20 protein-coding genes are annotated in these 24,467 nt (G+C 35.2%); 17 read left to right on the top strand and 3 right to left on the bottom strand.

The genetic code is table 11. The annotated features are described in order from the left end of the window. Window positions 1-237: 237 nt before the first annotated feature. From AACQ49_RS08395 to ahpF, 11 genes are all read left to right on the top strand, one after another. Window positions 238-2,634 carry a DMSO/selenate family reductase complex A subunit gene (locus tag AACQ49_RS08395; protein ID WP_036918287.1) on the top strand — a complete coding sequence of 799 codons (2,397 nt, stop codon included), beginning with the start codon at window positions 238-240 and terminating at the stop codon, window positions 2,632-2,634. Then, the gene (locus tag AACQ49_RS08400; protein ID WP_004242832.1) at window positions 2,631-3,260 is read left to right on the top strand and encodes a DMSO/selenate family reductase complex B subunit; all 630 of its coding nucleotides are present in this window, start codon (window positions 2,631-2,633) and stop codon (window positions 3,258-3,260) included. The genes AACQ49_RS08395 and AACQ49_RS08400 overlap by 4 nt, the downstream gene beginning before the upstream one ends. Then, window positions 3,257-4,129, top strand: a complete 873-nt coding sequence (locus tag AACQ49_RS08405) for a dimethyl sulfoxide reductase anchor subunit family protein (RefSeq protein ID WP_004248022.1) — start codon at window positions 3,257-3,259, stop codon at window positions 4,127-4,129. Before AACQ49_RS08400 ends, AACQ49_RS08405 begins: the two co-directional genes overlap by 4 nt. A gap of 20 nt (window positions 4,130-4,149) precedes the next feature. Continuing rightward, the gene (locus AACQ49_RS08410) at window positions 4,150-5,034 is read left to right on the top strand and encodes a 4Fe-4S binding protein (protein ID WP_161778983.1); all 885 of its coding nucleotides are present in this window, start codon (window positions 4,150-4,152) and stop codon (window positions 5,032-5,034) included. Between the two features lie 130 nt (window positions 5,035-5,164). Then, entirely contained in the window at window positions 5,165-6,190 is a 1,026-nt protein-coding gene (locus tag AACQ49_RS08415; RefSeq protein WP_004242837.1) for an NAD(P)H-quinone oxidoreductase, read from the top strand. A 513-nt stretch (window positions 6,191-6,703) separates the two neighbouring features. Beyond that, a complete protein-coding gene (disA, locus tag AACQ49_RS08420; protein WP_161778984.1) occupies window positions 6,704-8,536 on the top strand; it encodes a swarming inhibition tyrosine decarboxylase DisA in 1,833 nt (610 codons plus the stop codon). A 355-nt stretch (window positions 8,537-8,891) separates the two neighbouring features. Then, on the top strand, window positions 8,892-9,710 hold the full coding sequence (locus AACQ49_RS08425) for a PadR family transcriptional regulator (RefSeq protein ID WP_135091772.1): 819 nt from the start codon (window positions 8,892-8,894) through the stop codon (window positions 9,708-9,710). Further along, window positions 9,703-9,858, top strand: a complete 156-nt coding sequence (locus AACQ49_RS08430; RefSeq protein ID WP_004242841.1) for a hypothetical protein — start codon at window positions 9,703-9,705, stop codon at window positions 9,856-9,858. Before AACQ49_RS08425 ends, AACQ49_RS08430 begins: the two co-directional genes overlap by 8 nt. Window positions 9,859-10,138: 280 nt before the next feature. Then, a complete protein-coding gene (locus tag AACQ49_RS08435) occupies window positions 10,139-10,846 on the top strand; it encodes a hypothetical protein (RefSeq protein ID WP_135091774.1) in 708 nt (235 codons plus the stop codon). A 292-nt stretch (window positions 10,847-11,138) separates the two neighbouring features. Continuing rightward, a complete protein-coding gene (ahpC, locus tag AACQ49_RS08440) occupies window positions 11,139-11,702 on the top strand; it encodes an alkyl hydroperoxide reductase subunit C (protein WP_004242845.1) in 564 nt (187 codons plus the stop codon). Window positions 11,703-11,794: 92 nt separating this feature from the next. Next, window positions 11,795-13,360, top strand: a complete 1,566-nt coding sequence (gene ahpF / locus AACQ49_RS08445) for an alkyl hydroperoxide reductase subunit F (protein WP_017628129.1) — start codon at window positions 11,795-11,797, stop codon at window positions 13,358-13,360. A 223-nt stretch (window positions 13,361-13,583) separates the two neighbouring features. Here the strand turns inward: ahpF and AACQ49_RS08450 are convergent, their stop codons facing one another. Beyond that, a complete protein-coding gene (locus AACQ49_RS08450; RefSeq protein ID WP_036908028.1) occupies window positions 13,584-14,183 on the bottom strand; it encodes a hypothetical protein in 600 nt (199 codons plus the stop codon). A gap of 760 nt (window positions 14,184-14,943) precedes the next feature. Between AACQ49_RS08450 and AACQ49_RS08455 the strand changes: the two genes are divergently transcribed. The 6 genes from AACQ49_RS08455 to AACQ49_RS08480 all read left to right on the top strand — a co-directional run bounded on the left by AACQ49_RS08455 (window position 14,944) and on the right by AACQ49_RS08480 (window position 21,436). Then, window positions 14,944-15,936 carry an alpha/beta hydrolase family protein gene (locus AACQ49_RS08455; protein WP_135091776.1) on the top strand — a complete coding sequence of 331 codons (993 nt, stop codon included), beginning with the start codon at window positions 14,944-14,946 and terminating at the stop codon, window positions 15,934-15,936. A gap of 261 nt (window positions 15,937-16,197) precedes the next feature. Next, window positions 16,198-16,680, top strand: a complete 483-nt coding sequence (locus tag AACQ49_RS08460) for a hypothetical protein (RefSeq protein ID WP_129623685.1) — start codon at window positions 16,198-16,200, stop codon at window positions 16,678-16,680. Between the two features lie 150 nt (window positions 16,681-16,830). Next, complete coding sequence (locus tag AACQ49_RS08465) at window positions 16,831-17,313, top strand: GNAT family N-acetyltransferase (RefSeq protein WP_020945626.1); 483 nt, start codon at window positions 16,831-16,833, stop codon at window positions 17,311-17,313. Window positions 17,314-17,505: 192 nt separating this feature from the next. Then, on the top strand, window positions 17,506-18,414 hold the full coding sequence (locus tag AACQ49_RS08470; protein ID WP_004251269.1) for an AEC family transporter: 909 nt from the start codon (window positions 17,506-17,508) through the stop codon (window positions 18,412-18,414). A gap of 122 nt (window positions 18,415-18,536) precedes the next feature. Next, entirely contained in the window at window positions 18,537-19,913 is a 1,377-nt protein-coding gene (locus AACQ49_RS08475; RefSeq protein ID WP_161778985.1) for a hypothetical protein, read from the top strand. A 71-nt stretch (window positions 19,914-19,984) separates the two neighbouring features. Then, the gene (locus tag AACQ49_RS08480) at window positions 19,985-21,436 is read left to right on the top strand and encodes an AMP nucleosidase (protein ID WP_004242872.1); all 1,452 of its coding nucleotides are present in this window, start codon (window positions 19,985-19,987) and stop codon (window positions 21,434-21,436) included. An 82-nt stretch (window positions 21,437-21,518) separates the two neighbouring features. Here the strand turns inward: AACQ49_RS08480 and AACQ49_RS08485 are convergent, their stop codons facing one another. Continuing rightward, window positions 21,519-22,511: a tyrosine-type recombinase/integrase gene (locus tag AACQ49_RS08485; protein ID WP_004251263.1), complete on the bottom strand. Its 993-nt coding sequence runs from the start codon at window positions 22,509-22,511 to the stop codon at window positions 21,519-21,521. A 307-nt stretch (window positions 22,512-22,818) separates the two neighbouring features. Next, on the bottom strand, window positions 22,819-23,856 hold the full coding sequence (locus tag AACQ49_RS08490; RefSeq protein WP_004242876.1) for an isoaspartyl peptidase/L-asparaginase family protein: 1,038 nt from the start codon (window positions 23,854-23,856) through the stop codon (window positions 22,819-22,821). Window positions 23,857-24,467: the final 611 nt, after the last annotated feature.

The following is a 24,467-nucleotide window of genomic DNA, read 5'->3' on the forward strand; positions in this document are numbered from 1 at the left end:
CCAACAGAAATTAATCATCTGTTAACACTTCCTAAGTAAAGTTAGCTAAATGTATTTTTGATACAACTTAATGCTAACTTGAATTAGCTTTTCCTTATAAAATGGCAGATCCCATACAAAGACGAATGGAGTTTTGAAACATTCGCTTACCTATTAAGTGGTATTGATATGTATCAATAAGGGTTATCCACTATCTTTTATCATTTTCATTAATAAAAATAGTTATGTGAGAATGATATGTCTATAAAAAAACAAGAAAAAAGGCTTGCTAATCAAGAGGGGATGCCATTAACGCGTCGTCATTTTGTACAAGCCAGTGCAGCATTAGTGAGTATGCCTTTTTTCGCACAAAATGCACAGGCCAATCTTGATAAAAGCCTACCTATTGCCAACATTGATGAGAAACCTGCTACTGTCGTCGCAACATGTAGCACCTTTGACTGTGGTGGTAAATGTGATATCCGAGCTCATGTTAAAGAGGGGATTGTTACCCGTATTACCACAAGACCAGATGCTGATTTAGATGAACAAATGCCGATAATGAGAGCCTGCGTAAGAGGTAGAGGTTATCGTAAATTCACTTATCATGCGGATAGACTTAAATATCCCATGAAACGTGTGGGTAAGCGCGGTGAAGGCAAATTTGAGCGTATCTCTTGGGATGAAGCAACCTCTTTAATTGCTGATAATGTAACACGATTAACTCAACAGCATGGTGCAGCAAGCCGTTTTCTTACGGTAAATACCGCCGTCACTGGGGGGATCTTCTCTGGTGATACTATGATGAAAAAACTCTTTAATCTCACAGGAGGATATCTTCCTTATTATCACTCAGTGAGCTTAGGGAATACCGCTAAAGTAACACCTTATACTTATGGCGTATCTAAAACAGGAAGTTCTCTTGATACTTTAGCGGATACGCCTTTAGTTATTTTGTGGGGACATAATCCCAACGAAACCATTTTTGGTCACACCAATCACTATTTTCAAAAAATGAAAAATAATGGGACCAAATTTATTGTTGTCGATCCTCGTTATTCAGATACAGCTCAATCTTTAGCTGATCAATGGATCCCATTACTTCCTACCACAGATAATGCACTGATGGATGCAATGATGTATGTCATTGTGACCGAAAATTTACATGATAAAGCGTTTATCGATAAATATGTGGTAGGTTTTGATGAAGATCATATGCCAGAAGGGGTGCCAGCTAACGAATCATTAATGGCTTATTTGTTAGGGAAAAAAGACGGTATAGCGAAAACCCCTGAATGGGCGACAAAAATCACACGAGTCCCAGCCAATACTATCCGTCAATTAGCACGTGAATATGCGATGACAAAACCCGCGGCTTTAATTCAAGGTTGGGGGCCACAACGTCATATTTGTGGTGAACGTACCGCCCGTGGTTCAACGTTATTAGCAGCAATTACTGGGAATGTGGGTAAAAAAGGCGCTTGGGCGGCTGGATATGGCGGAATTGGTAACCGTCAATCTATTCGTGGTCCTAATATTGGCAAAAATCCGGTAACTGCACAAATATCCATTATGAATTGGATGCAAGCTGTTGAGGATGCGAGCAAAGTGACGCCAGAAGACGGCCTTATTGGCGTCGACAAACTTGATAGTAATATCAAAATGATCTTTTCTTTAGCGGGTAACTATCTTGTCAATCAAAACCCTGATGTTAATGCGGCAGCTAAGTTACTTGAAGATGAATCTAAAGTAGAGTTTATCGTTGTTAGTGATCTATATATGTCGCCGTCAGCCAAATACGCAGACTTAGTTTTACCAGAAACGAGCTTTTTAGAGCGTTGGAATATCGGTAATACTTGGGGAACGGGCAACTATTTCTTACTGTCAGAAAAAGTCGTTGAACCTGCTTTTGAAAGACGTTCTGATTATGAATGGATCAGCGATGTTGCTGAGAAAATGGGAGTCAAAGAGGCTTTTACCGAAGGACGAACAGAAAAAGAGTGGATAGCTTATCTCGTTAATACTAACAAAGAACGCTTTAAAGATAGACCTGATTTCCCAACTTTTGATGAATTACTCAAGACTCGCCGCTATCTTTTCAAAGATGCACCTTTTGTTGCATTTGAAGAAAATATTCGTGATCCAGAAAATCATCCTTTCCCAACTCCATCAGGAAAAATTGAAATTTTCTCTAAACGTCTCTATGACATGAATAATGTCGATATTCCTGCATTATCTCATTATGTTCCCGCAATTGAAGGTCCAGAAGATAAATTGACCGAGAAATATCCACTACAAATGTTAACTTGGAAAGGAAAAAATAGAGCTAATTCAACGCAATATGCTAACCCTTGGCTACAAGAGGTACAACGCCAAGAAATGTGGATAAACCCTATTGATGCACAAAATAGAGGCATCAAAAATGGCGATATGGTGCGTATCTATAACGACAGAGGGATCACACAAATACCTGCTTTAGTTACCGAGCGAATTATTCCTGGTGTGGTTGGTTTACAGGCGGGGGCTTGGTGGTCTCCTGATAAAGACGGTGTTGATCATGGTGGGTGTCCTAACGTTTTGACATCAACACGTATGACACCATTAGCCCATGGTAATTCACATTTAACCGTTTTAGTTGAGGTAACCAAAGCATGAGTGAATTCAAACAATATGCGCCTGTTAGCGATGAACAGCTTGGTTTTTTTATTGATTCTTCTCGTTGCTCAGGTTGTAAAGCATGCCAAGTTGCATGTAAAGATAAAAATAATTTAGAGGTTGGGCGCCGTTTTCGCCGTATTTATGAAATACAGGGCGGGGGATTTGCACCTAATGGGCAAGGTGCATTTGAAAATAATGTCTTTGCATACACATTAACGATTTCATGTAATCACTGTGACGATCCTATATGTGTAAAAAACTGCCCAACAACAGCAATGCATAAACGCCCCGGAGATGGCATTGTCCGTGTTGATACCAGCAAATGTGTTGGGTGTGGTTATTGCTCATGGTCATGTCCTTATGGTGCACCACAAATGAATACTGAAACAGGACAAATGTCGAAATGTGATTTCTGCGTAGATTTATTAGCAGAAGGTAAAAATCCTATTTGTGTTGATACATGTCCATTAAATGCGATTAAGTTTGGAAAAATTAAAGATCTACGCGCTAAATATGGCCATTTAAGCCAAGTTCAAGGGTTACCTGATTTTACAATCACTCACCCTAATTTGGTCATCAAACCACATACTGGTGCAATTAAAAAAGGAGGGAACCAAGCATGAGTGAATGGCCATTAGTTACCTTTACTTTGTTAGTACAAAGTTCTGTTGGTGTTACTATTTTTACTGCCCTCTATTTTTGTTGGTTAGAGAAAGAAATAGGTAATCAACGAGCAACACGCACTTTGCGCCCCGTATTACTGACAAGTGCTATATTGGGATGCTTAGGATTATTAGCCTCAACACTGCATATGGGATATCCGTGGAATGCGTTTCATGCCTTACGCCATATATCATCATCATGGCTAAGCCGTGAGATTATCTTTGCTGCTCTTTACCTGGGCGCACTATGTTTATATACCTTGCTAGTACTAATAAAAGGTCATATGAATAAAACCCTCTTAGCCATTATCGGTTTACTGGGGTTAGTGGATATTTTCTGTATGGCTTCACTTTATTACAGCACATCGATGATAACTTGGATGCATGTTAATACCTATTTTATGTTTATCGGCTCTGTTTTTTCTGCGGGAGCGGTGATCACGTTATTAATCACTTCAATAAGGGTTAAAGCCTTTGCTGATGGCGAACTTGCTAAAAAAATAGTATTAAGTGCTTTAGTTGGTATTTTTCTTGCCGTGACTATCCGTATGGCAGAGCAACCACTTTATTTATCATGGATGTCAGAAATACAATTAACCAATGATGCAATTACTTTTCCTCATACCCCTATAATTGCGTATAATGAGACTTTCGGATTAAGAATATCTGCATGGATATTGTCTATTATCAGTATATTAATGATGGGATATAGCCTGTATAAATATCGTATAGCTGTATTTACTTCTGGGTTATCTCTAATTTGGGGTAGCGGTATTGTCCTGTTAATTGCTGAAATACTTAACCGATTTGCATTTTTTATTGTTAAGTAATAGTAATGGAGTCATGAAGTATGAGGCGTTTTATTAGGGTAGATCTTCCTCCTGAACCTATCATTAATGATAAATGTGTTAGGAAACGCCTCAAACAAAGCCTTTGTGATAGCTGTTCAAAAGTCTGTCCTGTGGACGCTATCACTTTTAGTCTTTTGAACGTTGAAATAGATAATGAGCGTTGTTTCCAATGCGGTAATTGTCTATTTACTTGTCCTGTTGATGCTATAGAAAATATCTCCCCCCATGAACGTAGCTTTCAAGATAATCTATTAGTCATTAATCATGATGAACCACTGGCCAGTATTGAAGAGCTTTTGGTTTGGCATCGACAATATCAAATACGCGGTATGAAAATAGCGGAACCCTTGGTTGATAAGTGGCTGCCGATACTCGCACAACTTAATTTGCAATTAAAAACCTTACAAGAGCCTATTTGGCAATTAGTTTTAGTGGAGCCTGAACCGGTCGATAGTGGTCGTCGCTTTATGCTATTTCGACAAAAATTAGATGAAAAGCCACTTAATAAAGGTCACGTAAAAACAGGATTAAATGCAAGGAAACAGCTTTATCCGCAAGATAGCTGGTTCCATATTCAATTAGATAAAGAAAGTTGTATTCTTTGTTCTGCATGTGCCAAGGTGTGTGATGAAGGTGCAATCACAATCGAAGATAATCGCTTTATCATTGATGAAAAACGTTGTACCGGTTGTATGAATTGCCAAATTGTCTGTTTTCCAAAATCAATAAAAGTCGTAGAACAAATTGCTAAAAATAGCACACCGACACACTACCATTATTATGATGCACAATGTGATAAATGCCGCCTTGCTTTTTTTGCTTGGGAGCCTAATGCCACCTTATGTCCGATTTGTACTCAGCATCAAAAACAGGGATGGCTATAACAGTGTTTATAATTTGTTCTATGCAAAAATAAATTTATCTCAATAACATCATTACTTAAATAAAATGACTATTTTTATGCGATAGTGATTGTTGATAAAGATCTCATTCATTTCTAAGTAAGGTGACATCATGATAAAAAATAATGACTTACCTGCTTTTATGACGCAAGTGGTTATTACTGAACCCGGTGGCGTTGATAAACTGCAATTAGAAAATAGCCCATTACCGTCATTGCCCCCTCATTATATGTTGGTAAAAGTTAATGCAGCGGGTGTTAATCGCCCTGATATTTTTCAACGTCAAGGTAGTTATCCACCGCCAGCCGATGCATCTCCTATATTAGGATTAGAGATTGCTGGCGAAGTGGTGAAATTAGGTGAACATTGTACAAAATGGGCAATAGGTGATCGTGTTTGTGCTTTAGTTGCTGGTGGCGGTTATGCTGAATATTGTTTAGTCCATGAAGATATCGCTTTACCGTCGCAAGGATTAAGCGATATTGAAGCGGCAGCATTACCTGAAAATTTATTTACTGTTTGGGCAAATCTATTTCAACTCGGTCAGTTAAAAGCAGGGGAATCGGTTTTGATCCATGGGGGCACTTCTGGGATTGGCTCTATGGCGATTATGTTAGCACACAATCTTGGTTGTGAAATTTACACAACGGTAGGTTCAAAAGAAAAAGCCGAAGTTGCCCAAAAATTAGGGGCTAATCATGTTATTAATTACCGTGAGAAAGATTTTGCTACAGAAATTCCTGTATTAACTCAAGGTAAAGGCGTTGATGTCATACTTGATATTATCGGCGGCGATTATGTGGAAAAAAATTATCAAGTTGCGGCGAAATTTGGCAGAGTGATCCAAGTTGGCATGATGAAAGGGGCCCCTAAAAACTTAAATATGATGCCACTGATGCTTAAGCGATTAATTCATACAGGTTCTACCATGCGTTCTAGAACGCCAGAAGAAAAAACGCATATAGCACAAGAATTAAAACAACAAGTATGGCCGTTGATTATCAAAGGTCAAATTAAGCCTATTATTAATGCGGTCTTTTCTTTACAAGAAGTTGCCAAAGCACATCAATTAATGGAGTCTGGTGACTTAATTGGTAAAGTAGTGCTTGAGATTGATATGAATAAATCACTGGTGTAGAGCGAAAATAAATTTATTTTATTTATTATAAGTTATAAAAGCATTCTCATTCTCAATCACGATTATTCTGAAAAAACACATAATAAAGATATTATGTGTTTTTTTATTCTCTATAAAAAATTTAAGAAGCTTTAATATGATCCTGTGCTTTTTGCGTCATTATAAAAATAAACCTCACTTAATAATTCATCTTATCTAAGATAAAAAATCACTTATTTAAAATAAAACAGATTTAAGTATCGACTATGGTAAAAATATTATAATAAGTTTTGAAAAATAGCATAAATCAAAATTGATAATGAAATTTATAAACTAATTAATAAAACTAAATCATTTATCATGAAAAAGTAAAAACTTTAGAACGAACTTGGAAAATCTTATCTGATATCAATAAAATAAAGAAGATTCTTACTCATCATGTAGTATATCATTTAAAAAGAGACTAATTATTTACGTAAAATAAACTCAATTCTGATTAAAATTGATAACAAAAATTTATATATAGGTGCGATGATGGCAAATCACAAAGAAACCTGTCTGAGTGCTGCAGAGCGTGTGTTTGATACCCGAACCGTGGATACCCTAACATGTTATCATCGAGAGATGGTAAAGATGTTGATGGATAGTGAGTCCTTTTATTCTAGTCCAAATAACTCACAGATAAATACTAATGAGAGATTAGAGAACAAAATAAAAAGCAATACCATTGAAAATAAAGCTGTGAAGGGATCTTATGGTGATATTTTAAATAATTTAAACCAGCAGCTAATGAATAATAAACCTGAGATTGAGCCTTATTTCTCACATTACAACTCTCCCGTCATGCGATTGGCGAAATTAGGCTACCTTTCTGCACTGGCCTATAATGCTGATAATGTTTTTAACAAACATTCACCCATACAAAAACAGCAAGAGCAAAAAATAACTCATGATTTGTGTAAACTAATCGGTTTTGAACCAGAGAAAGCATTTGGACATATTACCACCAGTCATGTTTTTGCTTGTTATGAAATTTTGTGGGCTTTGAGAAATTTAAAAACACTGCCGATGGCGATTGCACGTCATCCAAAATCAAGGGATCTGGTTGCAGATAAAAAAGCATTTGAGTTATTTAATATGTCTATCACTGATATTTTATCCATCAGTGAACAGCTATATGAACGAGATATTTTTGATGATGTCAGCCATTTAACTTGTCGTGGCACCGGCATGACAAGAACGATGCATTTAGGTAAATTACTAGTACCGATATACCGCTTCGAATTTTGGAAGAAGGCGATGGATATCTTGGGGTTAGGTTATGATAATCTCATTGCCTTACCAATAGATGAAGAGTTTAAAACAGATATAGCTAAAACGCGTCATATTGTGCTTCGCTTAATAGAACAGGGAGAGCCGATACTCGGTATTATTGGCGTGTTAGGCTCATCGACATACGGTAGCATTGACAAACTTAAGCCTCTTTTCGAATTACGTGAAGAGTGTGAAAAACAACATAACAACTCATTCTATATTCACATTGATGCATCCCAATTAGGCTATATGAAAAGCCTGTTTCTTGACGAAAATAATAGCATCATCCCTTATAACATATTGTGCGATAAACTTAAGCAAGAAGCACCTTTACTTGAGTTAACCTCGGATATTTATGATAGTTTTACTCAGCTCTCAAGAGCTGACTCTGTCTCTTTTGAGCCATTTCAAGCGGGATTTTCTCCTTATCCGACGGGGATTGTTTGTATAAAAGATGCTCGATTAAGTCGTTTTCTCGCTAACCCGCCAAAACTGTGCCCAGAAGAGGGGAATATTCCCGATGAAATTGATGGGATCCAATCAGCACCTGCGGTTGCATCAATGTGGGGGATCCATCAGCTATATGCTTTTAATCATTTTGGGTATGGACAATGCGCTCAAAATCAATGGGAAGCTAGAGTAAAACTGGAACAACAATTAAAACAAGAGAACGAATTTGAAAAATCGGGTATCTCTTATGCTATTCATATTTTGCCAGTTTCAGATTTTAATAAACTCACTTTTGCCATTGCTCTTAAAGGCAACCAATGTTTAAAAATACAAAATCAGCTAAATAATGCTATTTATAAAAATTTAGAAATAAAGAGCCAATATAAGCCAGATCTCAACCTATTAGTGCTGTGTGCTCGTAATAGCGATGATATACCTGCTCAGTTTTGTCAACAATGTCATTTAGGTAAAGATGAATGGAAGCAAGTTAACCACTTAAGTCTTTTACAATTAACGATAAAAAACACTGACAAATGGAGTGAAGAGCATATTAAAGCAGGGTGCGACTATATTAAAAAAGTTGTCCTATCTGCATTAAAATAGCTATTTTGTTCTATTTATTATTTAACATAGTAAAAGTTAGCAAGGAAAAGGTTGCTAACTTTTTTAGTTTACCCTTATAAAAGTGACGCTGTCACTAAAGTTACTCCTTCCTTTGCTTGTTTCGTTTGTCTAGCTCCTTATTTTCGTTATAAATAGCACATAAAATCAAGCTCGAGAATGAGAATCATTCATAATTAGGCGTGAATGATAGAATGTAACTATAGATAAATCATATTGTTACTATTCCTTATGATAGATAAAAGTAAATAGATATATCTAAAACTTGATCATTTAGATATATCGGATTATATTGGTCATCAATGATTTCGATATATCTAAAAAATGAGGGAATATTATGATGATCCAAGCGTTACATTCGCTTTATCAACAACACACCGATAATGGTGGTCATGGCATCGGACGTTGTGGTGGTAAAGGTAAACTCAGAGGACAACACCACAATGGCAATAATGAACATTGTTGTCATGGTGAAAGGGGCCATCACCAAGAACGTCATGGCGAATGTTGCCAACAGGGTGAGCAAAGTCATGAGCATAATGGTCATGCCGATCATGGCTGTTGTCACGGTGAAAAACAGCAAGAGCATGGTAAACGACATGGCCGAGGTTGTGGTGCCGGTAAAGGAAAAGGAAGAGGCCAAGGTCGTCAATTAAAACGTATGTTTGACCATGGTGATTTACGTGTCCTTTTGTTGAGTATGATCGCAGCAAAACCTAGCCATGGGTATGAAATTATTCGAGGAATAGATGAAGCATCTTCAGGACTATATGTACCAAGTCCAGGGGTTATATATCCAACACTGACACTATTAGAAGAGCAAGATTTAGTTGTTGCTAATATCGCTGAAAAAGGCCGTAAAAATTATAGTATTACGCCAGAAGGTTCAGCATTTTTAGCAGAAAACCAAGAAACAGAAAAAAATATTCAAAATAAGCTGGCTTATGCACGTGATTTATCACAAAACGCAGGGGGAGTTTCTGAGGAAATCGAATTTGCGGTAGGAAAATTAAAAGCGGTATTACGTCATAAGTTAGTATTGAAACAACTTTCTGTAGAAAAAGCGCAACGCATTGCTTTTATACTTAATGAAGCAGTCGAAAAAATAGAAGCCATTAATGAGGCATTGATCTCTGAGGTAAGGGAAGATGAATAAAACAGAAACACCATTACGGAACAGAAGCAAAAATAATGATATTGAAAAAGAAGAGCTAGAAAATAATCCAGCCGTCAAAGAGCAAATTTGTCCTAAAATGCCAGTATCCTATTTTCGACGAGCATTACGAAAAACAGGTAGACTATGATAATGCTAGACAGAGGCTATCCATATGCTATAGCTTCTGTCGTTTTGAGCATGCTGCCTTGCATATTTCTTTTATCCTGTCATCATTTCTTTCAACGCACTGTTTTTCAAATAGTTCTCACTACTAATGAGGCACTTTATAACTATTTCGGTGGTTTTTTATTAGTTTTTTATTATAAGTTGTGAGACTCCTCGCTTTTTTATTCTTAGTTTATTACTTGCTGATTTTATTGATACTGTTATTTTTTAATTTGTCATAATATTCGAGATACCATTGATATATGGTAAAGCCAAAATGCTACTCATGCATCTATATGAATAAGATGATAGATAAGATAAATAAGATGACAGATAAGATAAACAGTACCTATATGCCTTACAAACATTATAAAAATAGCATAGCAATATTATTCCTCGCCTCTGCCTTGCTACCTAGATTTTCTGTGGCTGAATCACTCACTCATTTACCTCAAAAAGATCGCATTTCTTATTTTGCTCAAGCGGAGAAAATGGCCATCACTGGTGTGGCTATCAAAACCAAACCCGTTTTAGCCAGACCTGCAAAAGAAGGAGAAGTGATCACCACTTACATAAAAGGTGAAGGGGTTGAAACTATTTCGGAGCCAGCCAAAGCGGGTGATTGGGTTGTACAAAATATTTGTCCAGCAACAGGTAATGAAGAAATTCTGGTCAGAAAAGATAAATTTGCTCAGCGCTATAATCTGGCTGATGCAGACAAAGCGAAAAGCATCACACCGATAAGGCAAGGCTATCAAGTTTTTATCCCTAAAGGGATTGAAATGAATTATTTTATTGTTCCAAAACAAACCGCTGAGTTTGCAATGGAAGCGCCTTGGGGAGAGCTACAACGTTTTCAAGCCGGTGATGCAGTTGTGCAATCTACCACCGATAAACAAGATATTTATCGGATCCAACAGGCCGCTTTTAAATGCACTTATACTATTTTAAAAACCGCCAAAGAGATTTGATCTGTATATATGTGATAAAAAGCGCTAAATTGAAAAAATAATTGTTACTTTTTATAGAGTTAATTTTATATTTTTACTGCTAAAAATAGCAATAATTAGCTTGTTTTGTCATTAAATCGTGTTTTTTTGTATTTTTTTTAGTCATTTGCGTTAGTCGCTACATTTCGTTAATCTATCTCTATCAATTTATTAAACTCATTAGGTAAAACCTATTGATATGATAGTAGGAATGTATTAGATATTCTCAATTGGAATAGGTACATTAGATTCATACCAAACAGGAGGAAATACAATGTCTTTAATTAATACCCCAATCAAACCATTCAAAAACATGGCATTTAAAGACGGTCAATTCGTAGAAGTGACTGAAAAGGACGTCGAAGGCAAATGGAGCATTTTCTTCTTCTATCCAGCTGACTTTACCTTTGTTTGTCCAACAGAATTAGGTGACTTAGCTGATCATTATGAAGAATTCCAAAAAATGGGTGTAGAAATTTACTCTGTTTCTACTGACACTCATTTTACTCATAAAGCATGGCATAGCAGCTCAGAAACTATCGGTAAAATCAAATATGGCATGATCGGTGACCCAACTGGCGCATTAACTCGTAACTTTGAAAATATGCGTGAAGCGGAAGGTCTGGCAGATCGTGGTACTTTCGTTGTTGACCCACAAGGTATCATCCAAGCAATCGAAATTACTGCTGAAGGTATTGGCCGTGATGCAGCTGACCTGTTACGTAAAGTAAAAGCGGCTCAATATGTTGCTAGCCACCCAGGTGAAGTTTGCCCAGCAAAATGGAAAGAAGGTGATGCAACTTTAGCTCCATCACTGGATTTAGTTGGCAAAATCTAAAAAATTCTAAATAAGAATCAAGCCACTAAAGAAGCTACTAACGTAGTTATTTATCGGGTGTTTCGGCACCCGATTTTATTGAGGGTGCAAAAATGTTAGATAATAATTTAAAAGCTCAACTGAAAGCTTACCTAGAACGATTAACCCAGCCAGTTGAGTTAGTTGCAACATTAGACGACAGCAAACATTCTGCTGATATCCAAGCCTTATTAAAAGAAATTGAACCGTTATCTGATAAAGTCACATACCGTGAAGATAACAGTGCTAATGTGCGCAAACCATCTTTTCTTATTACCAACCCAGGGAAAACAACTGGCGTTCGTTTTGCAGGCTCGCCATTAGGTCATGAGTTTACTTCTTTAGTATTAGCATTATTACAAACCGGTGGTCATCCATCTAAAGAAGCCCCAGAATTACTTGAACAAATTCGTCAGTTAGACGGTGAGTTTCATTTCGAAACCTATTATTCGCTCTCTTGTCATAACTGCCCTGATGTTGTTCAGGCATTAAACTTAATGGCGATTTTAAATCCGAACATCACCCATACGGCGATTGACGGAGGCATGTTCCAAAATGAAATTCAGGAACGTAATATCATGGGCGTTCCTGCGGTATTCTTAAATGGCAACGAGTTTGGCCAAGGTCGTATGACTTTAGCTGAAATTGTTAGCAAAGTAGATAGCAATGCAGAAAAACGCACTGCAGAGTTATTAAATAAAAAAGATGCCTTTGATGTTTTGATCGTCGGAAGCGGCCCTGCGGGGGCGTCAGCGGCGGTATATGCTGCACGTAAAGGCTTAAATACAGGTCTTATCGGTGAACGTTTTGGTGGACAAGTTCTTGATACTGTTGATATTGAAAACTATATCTCTGTACCTAAAACAGAAGGTGCAAAATTAGCTGGGGCTTTAAAAGCTCATGTTGATGATTATCAAGTTGATGTCATTGACAGCCAAACTGTCAGCCGTTTAATTCCGGGAGCAGCGGAAGGTGATCTACACCAAATTGAAACCGCATCTGGTGCGATTTTAAAAACCCGTAGCTTAATTATTGCCACGGGTGCTCGCTGGAGAAATATGAACGTACCGGGTGAAAACGAGTACCGTACTCGCGGTGTAACATACTGCCCACATTGTGATGGTCCTCTATTTAAAGGTAAAAGAGTGGCTGTTATTGGTGGTGGTAACTCCGGTGTTGAAGCTGCCATTGACTTAGCTGGTTTAGTGGAGCACGTGACCGTACTAGAATTTGCCTCAGAAATGAGAGCCGATGCTGTTTTACAAAAGAAACTGCGTAGCTTAAGTAATGTCGATGTTATCTTAAATGCTCAAACAACAGAAGTATATGGAGATGGCACTAAGTTAACAGGACTGAAATATAAAGATCGCACTAACGATTCTATGCATGATATTGCCTTAGCGGGTATTTTCGTCCAAATTGGTTTACTGCCAAACACACAATGGTTAGACGGAACAGTTGAGCGTAATAAAATTGGTGAGATCGTGGTTGATTCACGTGGTGAAACCAATATTAAAGGGGTATTTGCTGCGGGTGACTGTACAACTGTTCCTTATAAACAAATTATTATCGCCGCAGGTGAAGGTGCAAAAGCCTCATTAAGCGCATTTGATTACTTAATTCGCACAACTGCAAAATAAGTAAATCAAAGATAATCAATAAGTTGTAGAGAAAGGCATCTTTTTTAAGATGCCTTTTTTTGTACATAAAACCATCAAAAAGGGCTAAAAAGTGCCCCTAAGTGTTCAAGTGTGGACAATATGTGGACACTCTAAACCAGTAATTCTGTACTACCTTTCAAGGGGTTATATTGAATGGCATCTTGTAAGAAGTATGTAGATAAGCCATATCATTTTTTGAGTATTAACGTTTATTCACTAATTCATCAGGAATATAAGCTTTATACATTGACAGTATTTGTTCGCCTAATAAGTATTCATTCTCAAAACTATGGGTAAGAAGGTATGTTTTTTCTTCAAGCCATTTTTTATTGTCTCTATTTTGGGCTAATCCTATCTGAATGGCTTTTGAGCTTTGTAATAGCTCTTTCTGACTGTAATAATAATTCATTATTAACGAGACTTCTTTAGGTTCAAGAAGATATATCTGAGGTAGATAAATAGTATATACATCATCTCTTAGCGAGTTTAGAATCATCAATCTTATGCCAGCAAATACATTGAGTTCAACAGGACTAGCAGTGCAGATTTCTGCTTGGCACTTTTCTTTATCAAAACCTGCATTTTTAGTTCCTTCTAAAAGTCTTAGATTTGATTGATTATATGAAATCTCATAGGCGAACATTGTTCTTATATTATTTCTTTCATTTTCTCTATTTTCTTTGTCTCTATCTGCTATGTTATTTTGAGTAGAAATATGAAAATATAATGATGCTAATATTCCTAATACCATCACAAAAGTACTCCAATTAAATACATAAACTCTTACTTTTGATGGGTGCATATTCTTTTCTCCAAGCTAATAAGTTAACTAATATTAACTTATTTATTGTTTTACTTGGAGTCCTAGCAATAACTGTAGTTCGTGCAATTCACCCGATATTAAAAATCTACACGAAAGGGGCTTAAAATTGCCAGTATGGGTGATTTCTTAATATAGCGATTGGGAGAAAACATTTGGCGAGGTTTTAGAGCATAAAAAGGGTCAGCGAATAATTTCAACGATGTCATTTTGTAGCGTATGCATAATTTGAATTATTTTTCTTTGGGAAAAGCTTTAAAAAATTTTATAGTAAATTGTTAACAAGAAAAAACACTTCCATCCATTGAAAAATAATGACTAATCTTGATATAGGTTGACAACTTTTCAGGTATAAAATGCTCGATGAACCTCATCGGGCGTTTTATAGTTTAATAATAAATGGGGTCGCCTTTCATTATAAATCTGTATTGATTCGTCAACCAATCTCCGGATTGAAGTGTCTCGTGAACATGGCAAGCAGAGATCTAGGTGTTATATCAAAAAGGGATAATGGTGTTCTTTAATTGTTTGAATGCTCTCAATATAGCCCAAAAAATGGTAAAATAATTTCTCAAACCAAAAGCCGTTTTCTGCCTATTTAATTTTTAAGCAATTTAACCATTCCAATTAAGATACTTTTTACATCTATTTTTCTTTGTTCAAGAAAAATGCTATTCAAAATTTTTAAGCTATCTATACTATTATTCCACTACTTAAATAATCTATAAGGAAATTGATTGATATGGTTCTAAAAAAGAGATGTTTTAGACAAATTGCTCCTGCGCTTATTTTTTCTTTACTAACAATTGGTACTTTCTCGGCGAATGCGAATATCGATGTTCGCGATGAAACCTTATTTGAAGCACATCAGCGTTTTAAAACACAAATTATAAATGATAGTTTTGACAATACTGAAGCACCTTGGGAAGCGCCAGCAGAAATATTCAATGTAGTTAAATATCCGGCCAAACTAGGTGATATGTATGCTTATTTAACCCATCCGCCGGCGAATAAAAAAAATAAACTACCTGCGGTGATTTGGCTGAATGGAGGATATGGTGGGATAGGAGGAGATGATTATTTTTGGACACCACAACCAGTTGAAAATGACCAAACAGGAGCGACGTTTCGTGATCCTAATATGGTACTCATGATACCTTCTTTTCGTGGTGAAAATACCAACCCTGGTCGCTATGAAATGTTTTATGGTGAATTAGAAGATTTAGACTCAGCTAGAGAATATTTAGCGTCATTACCTTATATTGATCCTAAACGTATTTACGTAGTAGGACATAGCACTGGGGGAACGAGAGCATTATTGGCTAGTGAATACAGTGATAAATTCAGGGCAATATTCTCTTTAGGAGGAATACCTGATCTTAAACTACGCACAGAAGGGCGGATGATGGTTGAATTACCCTTTGATAAAAACAACGAAGAAGAATTTAATGTCCGTTCTGTATACCGCTATATTAAATCAATAAAAACACCAACATTTTATTTTGAAGGTCATGATTATTTTTGGGATGAATTCAATGAATTACGTGTGGTTGCAATGGAACACGATATTCCTCTGAAAATTTATAATATAAAAAATGGAGACCATTTTAATATTATTGTCCCTGTTAGCCAATTAATTAAAGACAAAATCTTGCAAGATACTGATACAAATAAAGAAAGCAATATTCGATTCACTAACGAAGAAATTAAGTGGATCAATAAAATGGTGAAATAAATTTCAAAATGATAAAACCGCTCTATTATCAATTAGATAAAAGAGCGGTAGTGTCTATTTTGAGCCGATATAGTGAGTCTAAAATTTCATCATATGTGCTTAAAAGTATTTAGAACTTTGTTGATTGTCTCTTTCAATAATCAAAACAGAAGATGTTAGAATTGCTTATACTGTCTTATAAACATATAGGTTTAGGTAAAAATATTAAGTATATTATATATGATATGAAAGAATACAATTTTAAAATAGAAAGGATTGAATATGAAAACTAAAATAGTTTATCAATGGAAGGAAAAAAGACGGGATAGACTCTCTTTTTTAGGGGCAGAAGTGGTTTTTTCTGTGTTATTTGGTATTGTAAACGGTTTAATATATATGTTATTTATGACCTTGTTACCTGATTCCGTTGGGAATGATCCTGATAAATTATTTTTCTACCAATTCTCTTTTAGTTCTTATGGTATAGTCGAATTCATATTATTAATAGCACAAATCTACGTATTTGCACTTATTTTAACTCAACGAGTAAGAGATTTTGGTTTCAAATATCCTATCACTATTGCACTGATCTTTACCATTGGCACCATGGTCCTTACGCCATATCCATTACTTATTTCTTCAGATACAATGGTGATAGTGCGTTTTATTTTATTATTAGGATATATTATTGCATTATTATTGCCATCTTCGAATAATGTTGAGTGTAATAACGATGAAAATAACAAGATAACTATACTAAAATAGTTAACTAACAAGTGAATTAGCCTAAGTGTATCAGGCGTAATGGATACACTTAGGACATTATAAAAATAATCTTATAATAGTGATATAAAAATAAAATAGTGAATAATAACTTCTATAATTGCAATATCTACAGTGGATAATGAGGTTATAATGGAAGGTGTTCAACTTAGGCTTGCGGAGCCTCATGAAGCAAAACGATTATGGTATTTAAGAAATAAAGCGTTACGTTTTGGCTGTCAACATGTCTATCCGCCCGATATATTAGCCGCTTGGACTCCTGATGAAATGCCTGACGGCTATAGACAATCTATTATTAATAATCCTTTCTATGTTATTGATGATAAAAAATTATCTATTCCCGTAGCTTCTGGATTTTTAGATCTTAAAACAGGCTTTGCTGAAGCTATTTTTACATTACCGGAATGCATGGGAAAAGGATATGCAGGACTTATTCTTAAACAGCTACAATATGAAGCTAAACAAAGAAATTTTGTTAAATTATTTTTAGATGCAACGCCTAATGCGATGCTATTTTATTTAAAACAAGGGTTCACTGTTTTAGAAGAGCGAGAGTACTATTCTAGCTTGGCTCAGGCAAGTTTACACTGTTATCGAATGTATATTGATTTATAAAATTTATAAATAGTGCCTTATTGACATAAAAATTATACCTAGCATTATAGAACAGAAAAAGTTGGGCTTAAAATGCGAAAATTTTTTATTTTTATCATTTTTTGAATTAGCTTTTATATTAACAATATCAGTTGGTAATTTTGCTAATGTTACGATATTGTAAATTATGACTATTTTTCTGGGGCAAACACTATGCAAAATGTGTTGTTAACGTTATGGCCTTTATTTGCGTTAATTGCGCTAGGCGCTATTTTAAGAAGAAATAAAGCATTTGAACCTGCATTTTGGGTAGGGGCTGAAAAATTAAATTATTTTTTACTCTTTCCTGCATTACTTCTCAATAGCTTGGCTAATGCTCCTTTATCTGATCCTCAATTACCTCACCTTGCTGGGGCTATTTTCTCAGTAGTCATCATTACCACTATTTTGTGTGTTATTTTAAAAAAAATAACCGGTTGGTCTGCTGGCCGTTTTGGTGCGATCGTTCAAGGCAATATTCGGTTTAACACTTATTTAGGTTTAGCTATTGTCGCTGATTTATTTGGGGTTGAGGGTTTAGGAATAGCTGCTTTGATATTAGCAACCTTGGTTCCTCTATCAAATGTGACTTCAGTGCTTTGTTTAACCGCAGGACAAAATGTAACTTTTCGTCAATTAATCTTCCCAATTATTAAAAATCCATTAATTATCTCTTGTGTAATAGGGATTGTAATCAATTTATCAGGAATAGGGCTTCCTTTTGGTAGCGATCAGTTTCTAAAATTGTTAGCTGCGACTAGTTTACCTTTAGGGCTTATCTGTATTGGTGCGGCATTACATTTATCAACATTAAAAGCAGAAAGTAAAATGATTAGTATTAACACAGTGACTCGGTTGCTTATTGTACCGATAATTGCATATAGTGTTGCTAATTTTTTAGGTTTGTCTTCATTAGTTATGATGCTTTTAGTCATTTTCTTTTCTATCCCTACAGCCCCAACTTCTTATATTTTAACTCGACAGCTAGGAGGGGATTCTGAGCTAATGGCGGGGATCATTACATCACAAACCATGCTTGCAGCAGTTACCTTGCCGATCGTATTAAGTTTTTTAATTCCATAAACTTAAAGGAAATACGACTAATATGATTTATAGTGGGTGATTTTTTATAGCATAGTTTCACTAAAAGTGTTCTTCTCTTAAATGTAATTTTAATTATTATATGGTTAATTTAAGAGGAAAATATGATGAGTGTAAAAATTAATCACAATGATATTTCTAATTCACAAATATTAAGAATATCACAAGGAGAAAAAACAAAAGATGTGATGTCATTATGGGATAAAATAAAAGACTGGTTCCAATCAAACAAAAGAGAAAAAGCACTAAAAACAGTTGAAAATATTGTATGTCAAGATCTATTTGATGACAAAAATCATTTTAAAATGCTATATCATGTTTTAATGCTAAAAACTATGGCTTCAGATGCATATAAAGAAAGAATAAAAATCAATACTAATGATAATGATAAAAATATTACGATTTCAATAGATAATTATAATATTTCTATAACGGATATAGACAATGAACAACTTAATAAAATGTCAACAATAATTAATGCATTTAATCGGCATTCATTAATTTTTTCTAATGAAATTGCATTGAAATGTCTATATGAAAAGTTAGATAAAAATGAGCTTAATGATCAAATTTTTGCTGAGTTGTATATTGAATTAGATAATAAAATACGTTCTGGTGAAATAGACTTAAAGCTTAATAAAAGTAACTTTAATCAAGTTAACTTTAGTGCTATAAGACAGCTCGTAAGCAAAGCGATAGAAAATGATAATACTAACTTAGATACAGAAAATGATAATGCTAACTTAGAAAATGATAATATTAACTTAGAAAATGATAATGCTAACTTAGAAAATGATAATGCTAACTTAGAAAATGATAATGCTAACTTAGAAAATGATAATGCTAACTTAAATATAAAAAAGGCACTAATAAAAGATATAAATAGAAATACTTATATTTTCAATGGTAAAGAAATAAAAAGTAAAGATCAAGACGAGGCAATGGAAGAATTTGAAACTTTAACTAAAGATATCTCAGAGGAAAATAAAAAGGCAATTTATTATTTACTAAATCAAGAAGGGATTACCTTAATTAAATCATATAATGATTCTTTTGATTACTACACATTAACAACATCTTTTTCTATGAGTAATGTTGTTAAGCAAGAACAAATTTATAGTATAAAGACTCTTTCTGATGATTTAATTGAATTAAAAATAAAATTTTTTAAAAAAAGTAGCGATAAAATAAATCTAGATATTCCCTTAGCTCAACCATTTGAAAGTAAGTTATATAATTTTATCTATGATATGGTTGCTATTAATAATAATATCGAAATAACTTATGATAAAATTTTAAATGAAAAGATGAACGAGATAATAAAACAACTAGATAATAAAAAACCAAGGCTAGGAGAGCTATTCTCCCATCTATTGAGTCGAAATAAAATCATTAAAGAAGACAGCGTTGATATTACGTTAAAACTAAATAAAGGACAACTAGTCTCATTAGGTGGAGAATGCTCATATAATTTTTATTAATTTTATTCTTTGGTCAAAATAGAGCTTCTTGCTATGATGTGAAAAACGTGAGAATAAGTAGAGGCTCCTTTATGTCAAAACCTCATAACCCAGAAATTCAAAAAATTATTAATGAGTTAAAACAACAATATCAAAATGCTGTTGATGCCTTACGTAATGCTATTATTATGTATGCTCAAGATGGAAAATTACCTGATATAAAACAAAGGGCTGAAGGTCTATTTGCTTATCCGCAATTAACCGTACATTGGTATGGTGATGTTAAAAAAGAAGATAAAACAAGAGCTTATGGGCGTTTATCAAAATCAGGTACTTATTCTACTACTATCACCAATCCAACTTTATTTGAAAATTATTTAACTGAGCAACTGCAACTTATTGCAGATGCTTATCATGTCTCTTTTGAAGTGACGGCCTCAAAACAAGAGATACCATATCCTTTTGTCATTGATGGCACTGGCATTGGTTTTGATCGGTCAATGAGCGCCTCTTTAGCAAAATATTTTCCGACTACCGATCTCTCTAAAATTGGTGATGATATTACCGATGGTTTAATTGATGACAGCGAGCTTTTACCTCTTTCACATTTTGATGCACTACGGACGGATTTTTCTTTGGCTCGTTTAAAGCATTATACCGGAACTTTACCTGAAGATGTGCAACCTTATATTTTATTCACCAATTATAACCGCTATGTGGATGAGTTCGTTCGTTGGGCCTGTGCACAAGTTGCTGATAAAAATAGTCCATATTGTGTACTTTCTTGTGCAGGTTTTCAGCAAATAACCGCCGATACGGTTGATCCGGAAAAATTAATTTCTGATCTGACATGGAAAAAATATCAAATGCCCGCCTATCATTTAATCGCAAAAGAAGGGCCGGGAATAACATTAGTGAATATTGGTGTTGGGCCGTCAAACGCCAAAACAATTTGTGATCATCTGGCGGTTCTACGTCCTCATGTTTGGTTAATGATTGGTCATTGTGGAGGCTTAAGAGAAAGCCAATTATTAGGTGATTACGTTTTAGCTCATGCTTATTTACGAGATGATCATATTTTAGATGCTGTATTACCGCCAGATATTCCTATTCCTAATATTGCTGAAGTTCAGCGTGCACTTTATGATGCCACTAAAGCCATTAGCGGTAAGCCTGGACATGAAATCAAACAACGATTAAGAACAGGAACGGTTGTGACAACAGATGATCGCAATTGGGAATTACGTTTTTCAGCAACATCAAGGCGATTTAGTTTAAGTCGAGCCGTTGCCGTGGATATGGAAAGTGCCACTATTGCCGCTCAAGGTTATCGTTTTCGCGTTCCTTATGGCACTTTGTTATGTGTATCTGATAAACCGTTACATGGTGAAATAAAATTACCAGGACAAGCTAATCACTTTTATGAAGGTGCGGTATCAGAGCATTTGCAAATAGGTATTCATGCAATTGAGTTATTAAAAGACGAAGAAGATAAATTACATTCTCGTAAATTAAGAACCTTTAATGAGCCGCCATTTAGATAAGCCATAGCTAAAATTAATAAGATGAAAATTTATATACCCAATATCATTGATTGAATTGGGTATATTTTTACAATATAAAAGGCTAAAAACGTAAATGTCGAGCCGCTTTTCTAAGACGATCATCACCACGTCTATCATAGCGCTGTGTAGTCATAATACTGGCATGACCCATGGCATCTTTTACGGTTACAATATCTTCGCCATTATCTAACATTGCAGAGGCAAAAGTGCGTCGCAGATCGTGAGGAGCAAATTTATCAATGCCACTTTCTTGTTGGCGTGTCTCTAAAATATAATAAATGGCTTGGTCTGTTATTCGTTCATCCGTTACATCATCAAAGCGGCGAATACGTGTGAAAAGGGCGCCATCTTGTGATCCCCTTATTTCATCGATCCATAATTGAACACGCTCCCAAGTATCTTCTGGCATATAGGATATTCTTTCTTTATTACCTTTTCCTCTAACAATAAAAGCTTGATCACGAAATTGAATATGCTCGTAATTAAGCGCAACAATTTCTGAACGGCGTAATCCACAACCAAGTAGTACACTTAATATGGCCGCATCTCTTAAACCTTTTGAGGAGTGGTCTTTTTCACAACAGCGAAAAAGTGCGCGAATTTCATGTCCAGTAAGCGCTCGACCTTTAGGTAATCGACTGCCTCTTACCGATTTAACTTGGCGAATATGTTGATAGCTTTCTGTATCCATCAATTTCATCGCCCATGCTTCTAAAGCGACACCTTTTAGTGCAGCTAAATAAGTGTTAATCGTGGCGGGTGCTTTATCCGCATCAGATAACATGTCGATAATTGCTTGAATATGGTGGCGGCGAAGTGCTCCCCATTGGCAATGCTTTATTGAAGAGAAGCCAATCATTTTTGCCACGATTGTTAAAAACGATCCCATCGTTTGGCGACTACGTTTAGAGCCTAAACTGCGTAAATAAGCCAGTGCAGGGTTAGTTTGTGTCGGAGAGGTGAAAGTTGCATTGAGATCTAATAATGGTTGTTTTTCCGCCAATACAAGTGATGTTTCTGGTGTTATTTCTTGATCGTCGTGGTGAAAATCCACAGCAATTTCCTTATTAAATCAATATAACTATGCTGAATATTCTAACAGATCTAAAAAAGAAAAAAGCTACTTTTTCAAAGGATCATTTTAATAAGTAGAGGCGATCATGTTTGTTTTTAGTGCATAATGTTTGTTTTATAAACGGTTTTGGAGTGCAAAGTGAACAGTGGGTTTTACCCATGAAAGGAATAAAGAGATCAAAATAGGGGGATGATCGTGGAAATGGCTTAATATTATGCCCTTGGTTTATCTGTATTTTTAATAACAGTCGCTAAAAACCAAAGGCATAGTTTTAAAATAATGAAGGTTAATCTTTATAAATGGCGACTAGTGGTTTGCCATCATTACCAATGGTGCCTCGATACATTCCCTCAGAGTTAAAGCTCATCGTATAGTTTCCAGATTTGTCTAATACGATAACACCACCACTTCCATTTATCGCTTTTACTTCATCAAGTGCATTTTGTGCCGCTTGCTCTAGTGGTAGTTTTTGATATTTAACTTGGGCTGCAATATTAAATGCGGTCAGCGTTCTAATAAACATTTCACCTGATCCTGTTGCCGATACCGCAACCGTTTCATTATCCGCATAATTACCTGCACCGATAATAGGGGAATCGCCCACACGACCATAACGTTTATTGGTCATTCCACCTGTTGATGTTCCCGCCGCTAAATTACCATGTTGGTCTAATGCAACAGCACCAACAGTGCCGTATTTATAATCATACATCATCGGATCAGCAAAAAGAGCTGCAGTTTTACCATCATGATCTAATACAACCTGTTCTTTTTCTAATGCTTTTTGTAGTTGTTGCCAACGATATTCAGTACGGAAATAACTCGGATCAACGATGGTTAACCCTTGCTCTTTGGCAAAAAGATCAGCCCCTTGAGAAACCATCATAACATGTGGACTTTTTTCCATTACCGCAATCGCGGCATTAATCGGATTTTTTACTGTGGTAACACCAGCAACAGCACCCGCTTTGCGCGTTTTACCATCCATAATAGAAGCATCAAGTTCGTTTCTACCATCGTGAGTAAAAACAGCACCTTTACCTGCATTAAAAAGAGGAGAGTCTTCCATAACATTAATCGATTTTTGTACAGCTTCAATACTGGTGCCTCCGCTATTTAAAACAGCATATCCAGCATTTAATGCTTCGGTCAGTTTGGCTTTATATTCTTTTTCTTGTTCTGGGGTGATGGTATCTTTAGTTATTGTACCTGCACCACCATGAATAACGAGGCGGATAGGGGCTTGTGTATTATTAGCTAACGCAGAAGAGGCAAAAAGAGTACAAAGGGTAAGTGTAGCGAGCTTATAGTTAATGTTTTTCATATAAACCTTCTCTTAATCGGATTGAGTTGTGTATTTGCAGGGATGTTATTACTTTAATTGTATATTGTTATTTGATATATAATTATTAACTGCAATAATCACTATATAAAAACTTTACCTAATAAGTGGTCTGATGACAGGCAAAAATAACAAATAATTTCAATTTAAATTAATGCTATAATAATCAAACTGTTATATTTAAGGAGTTTTATGCAATTAATTTAAAATTAAACCTTGCAAATAAAATATTAAAATAAAAGTATGTTGGTTATTATTTATTTTTAATGTTGTTAAATTTATAGCAAAATCAAAAAATAGCTAACTCCATCAACATTAAATATGTGACTTCGATCAATTATCGTAACCAAGTGTTATTATTATATTTTGATTTTAATGAAGCTAATGGATGCTAAATTTTATACATTTTGTGTGTTATCTCGAATAATCAAATTTTGATAGTGTATTATGTGATAAAAGTACTACATTAAATTCACACAACACACTATCATATTCTTATTATATTTTATAATTCATATGGTTAACTTTTGTTTTTCTCTTTTTTTATTTTATTTTAATTCGCTTTATATATATAAATGGACTATTTTTAAAGT

This window comes from Proteus sp. G2675 (assembly GCF_963886535.1).
Classification (GTDB): Bacteria; Pseudomonadota; Gammaproteobacteria; order Enterobacterales; family Enterobacteriaceae; genus Proteus; species Proteus mirabilis.

Bases quoted from the DNA above. Each gene is read 5' to 3' on its own strand.
- AACQ49_RS08425 (WP_135091772.1), top strand. From the start codon at position 8,892: ATGATGATCCAAGCGTTACATTCGCTTTATCAACAACACACCGATAAT.
- AACQ49_RS08400 (WP_004242832.1), top strand. From the start codon at position 2,631: ATGAGTGAATTCAAACAATATGCGCCTGTTAGCGATGAACAGCTTGGT.
- AACQ49_RS08475 (WP_161778985.1), top strand. From the start codon at position 18,537: ATGATGAGTGTAAAAATTAATCACAATGATATTTCTAATTCACAAATA.
- AACQ49_RS08430 (WP_004242841.1), top strand. From the start codon at position 9,703: ATGAATAAAACAGAAACACCATTACGGAACAGAAGCAAAAATAATGAT.
- AACQ49_RS08480 (WP_004242872.1), top strand. From the start codon at position 19,985: ATGTCAAAACCTCATAACCCAGAAATTCAAAAAATTATTAATGAGTTA.
- AACQ49_RS08465 (WP_020945626.1), top strand. From the start codon at position 16,831: ATGGAAGGTGTTCAACTTAGGCTTGCGGAGCCTCATGAAGCAAAACGA.
- AACQ49_RS08450 (WP_036908028.1), bottom strand. From the start codon at position 14,183: ATGCACCCATCAAAAGTAAGAGTTTATGTATTTAATTGGAGTACTTTT.
- AACQ49_RS08410 (WP_161778983.1), top strand. From the start codon at position 4,150: ATGAGGCGTTTTATTAGGGTAGATCTTCCTCCTGAACCTATCATTAAT.
- AACQ49_RS08455 (WP_135091776.1), top strand. From the start codon at position 14,944: ATGGTTCTAAAAAAGAGATGTTTTAGACAAATTGCTCCTGCGCTTATT.
- disA (WP_161778984.1), top strand. From the start codon at position 6,704: ATGGCAAATCACAAAGAAACCTGTCTGAGTGCTGCAGAGCGTGTGTTT.
- AACQ49_RS08490 (WP_004242876.1), bottom strand. From the start codon at position 23,856: ATGAAAAACATTAACTATAAGCTCGCTACACTTACCCTTTGTACTCTT.
- AACQ49_RS08405 (WP_004248022.1), top strand. From the start codon at position 3,257: ATGAGTGAATGGCCATTAGTTACCTTTACTTTGTTAGTACAAAGTTCT.
- AACQ49_RS08460 (WP_129623685.1), top strand. From the start codon at position 16,198: ATGAAAACTAAAATAGTTTATCAATGGAAGGAAAAAAGACGGGATAGA.
- AACQ49_RS08395 (WP_036918287.1), top strand. From the start codon at position 238: ATGTCTATAAAAAAACAAGAAAAAAGGCTTGCTAATCAAGAGGGGATG.
- AACQ49_RS08470 (WP_004251269.1), top strand. From the start codon at position 17,506: ATGCAAAATGTGTTGTTAACGTTATGGCCTTTATTTGCGTTAATTGCG.
- ahpF (WP_017628129.1), top strand. From the start codon at position 11,795: ATGTTAGATAATAATTTAAAAGCTCAACTGAAAGCTTACCTAGAACGA.
- AACQ49_RS08435 (WP_135091774.1), top strand. From the start codon at position 10,139: ATGGTAAAGCCAAAATGCTACTCATGCATCTATATGAATAAGATGATA.
- AACQ49_RS08415 (WP_004242837.1), top strand. From the start codon at position 5,165: ATGATAAAAAATAATGACTTACCTGCTTTTATGACGCAAGTGGTTATT.
- ahpC (WP_004242845.1), top strand. From the start codon at position 11,139: ATGTCTTTAATTAATACCCCAATCAAACCATTCAAAAACATGGCATTT.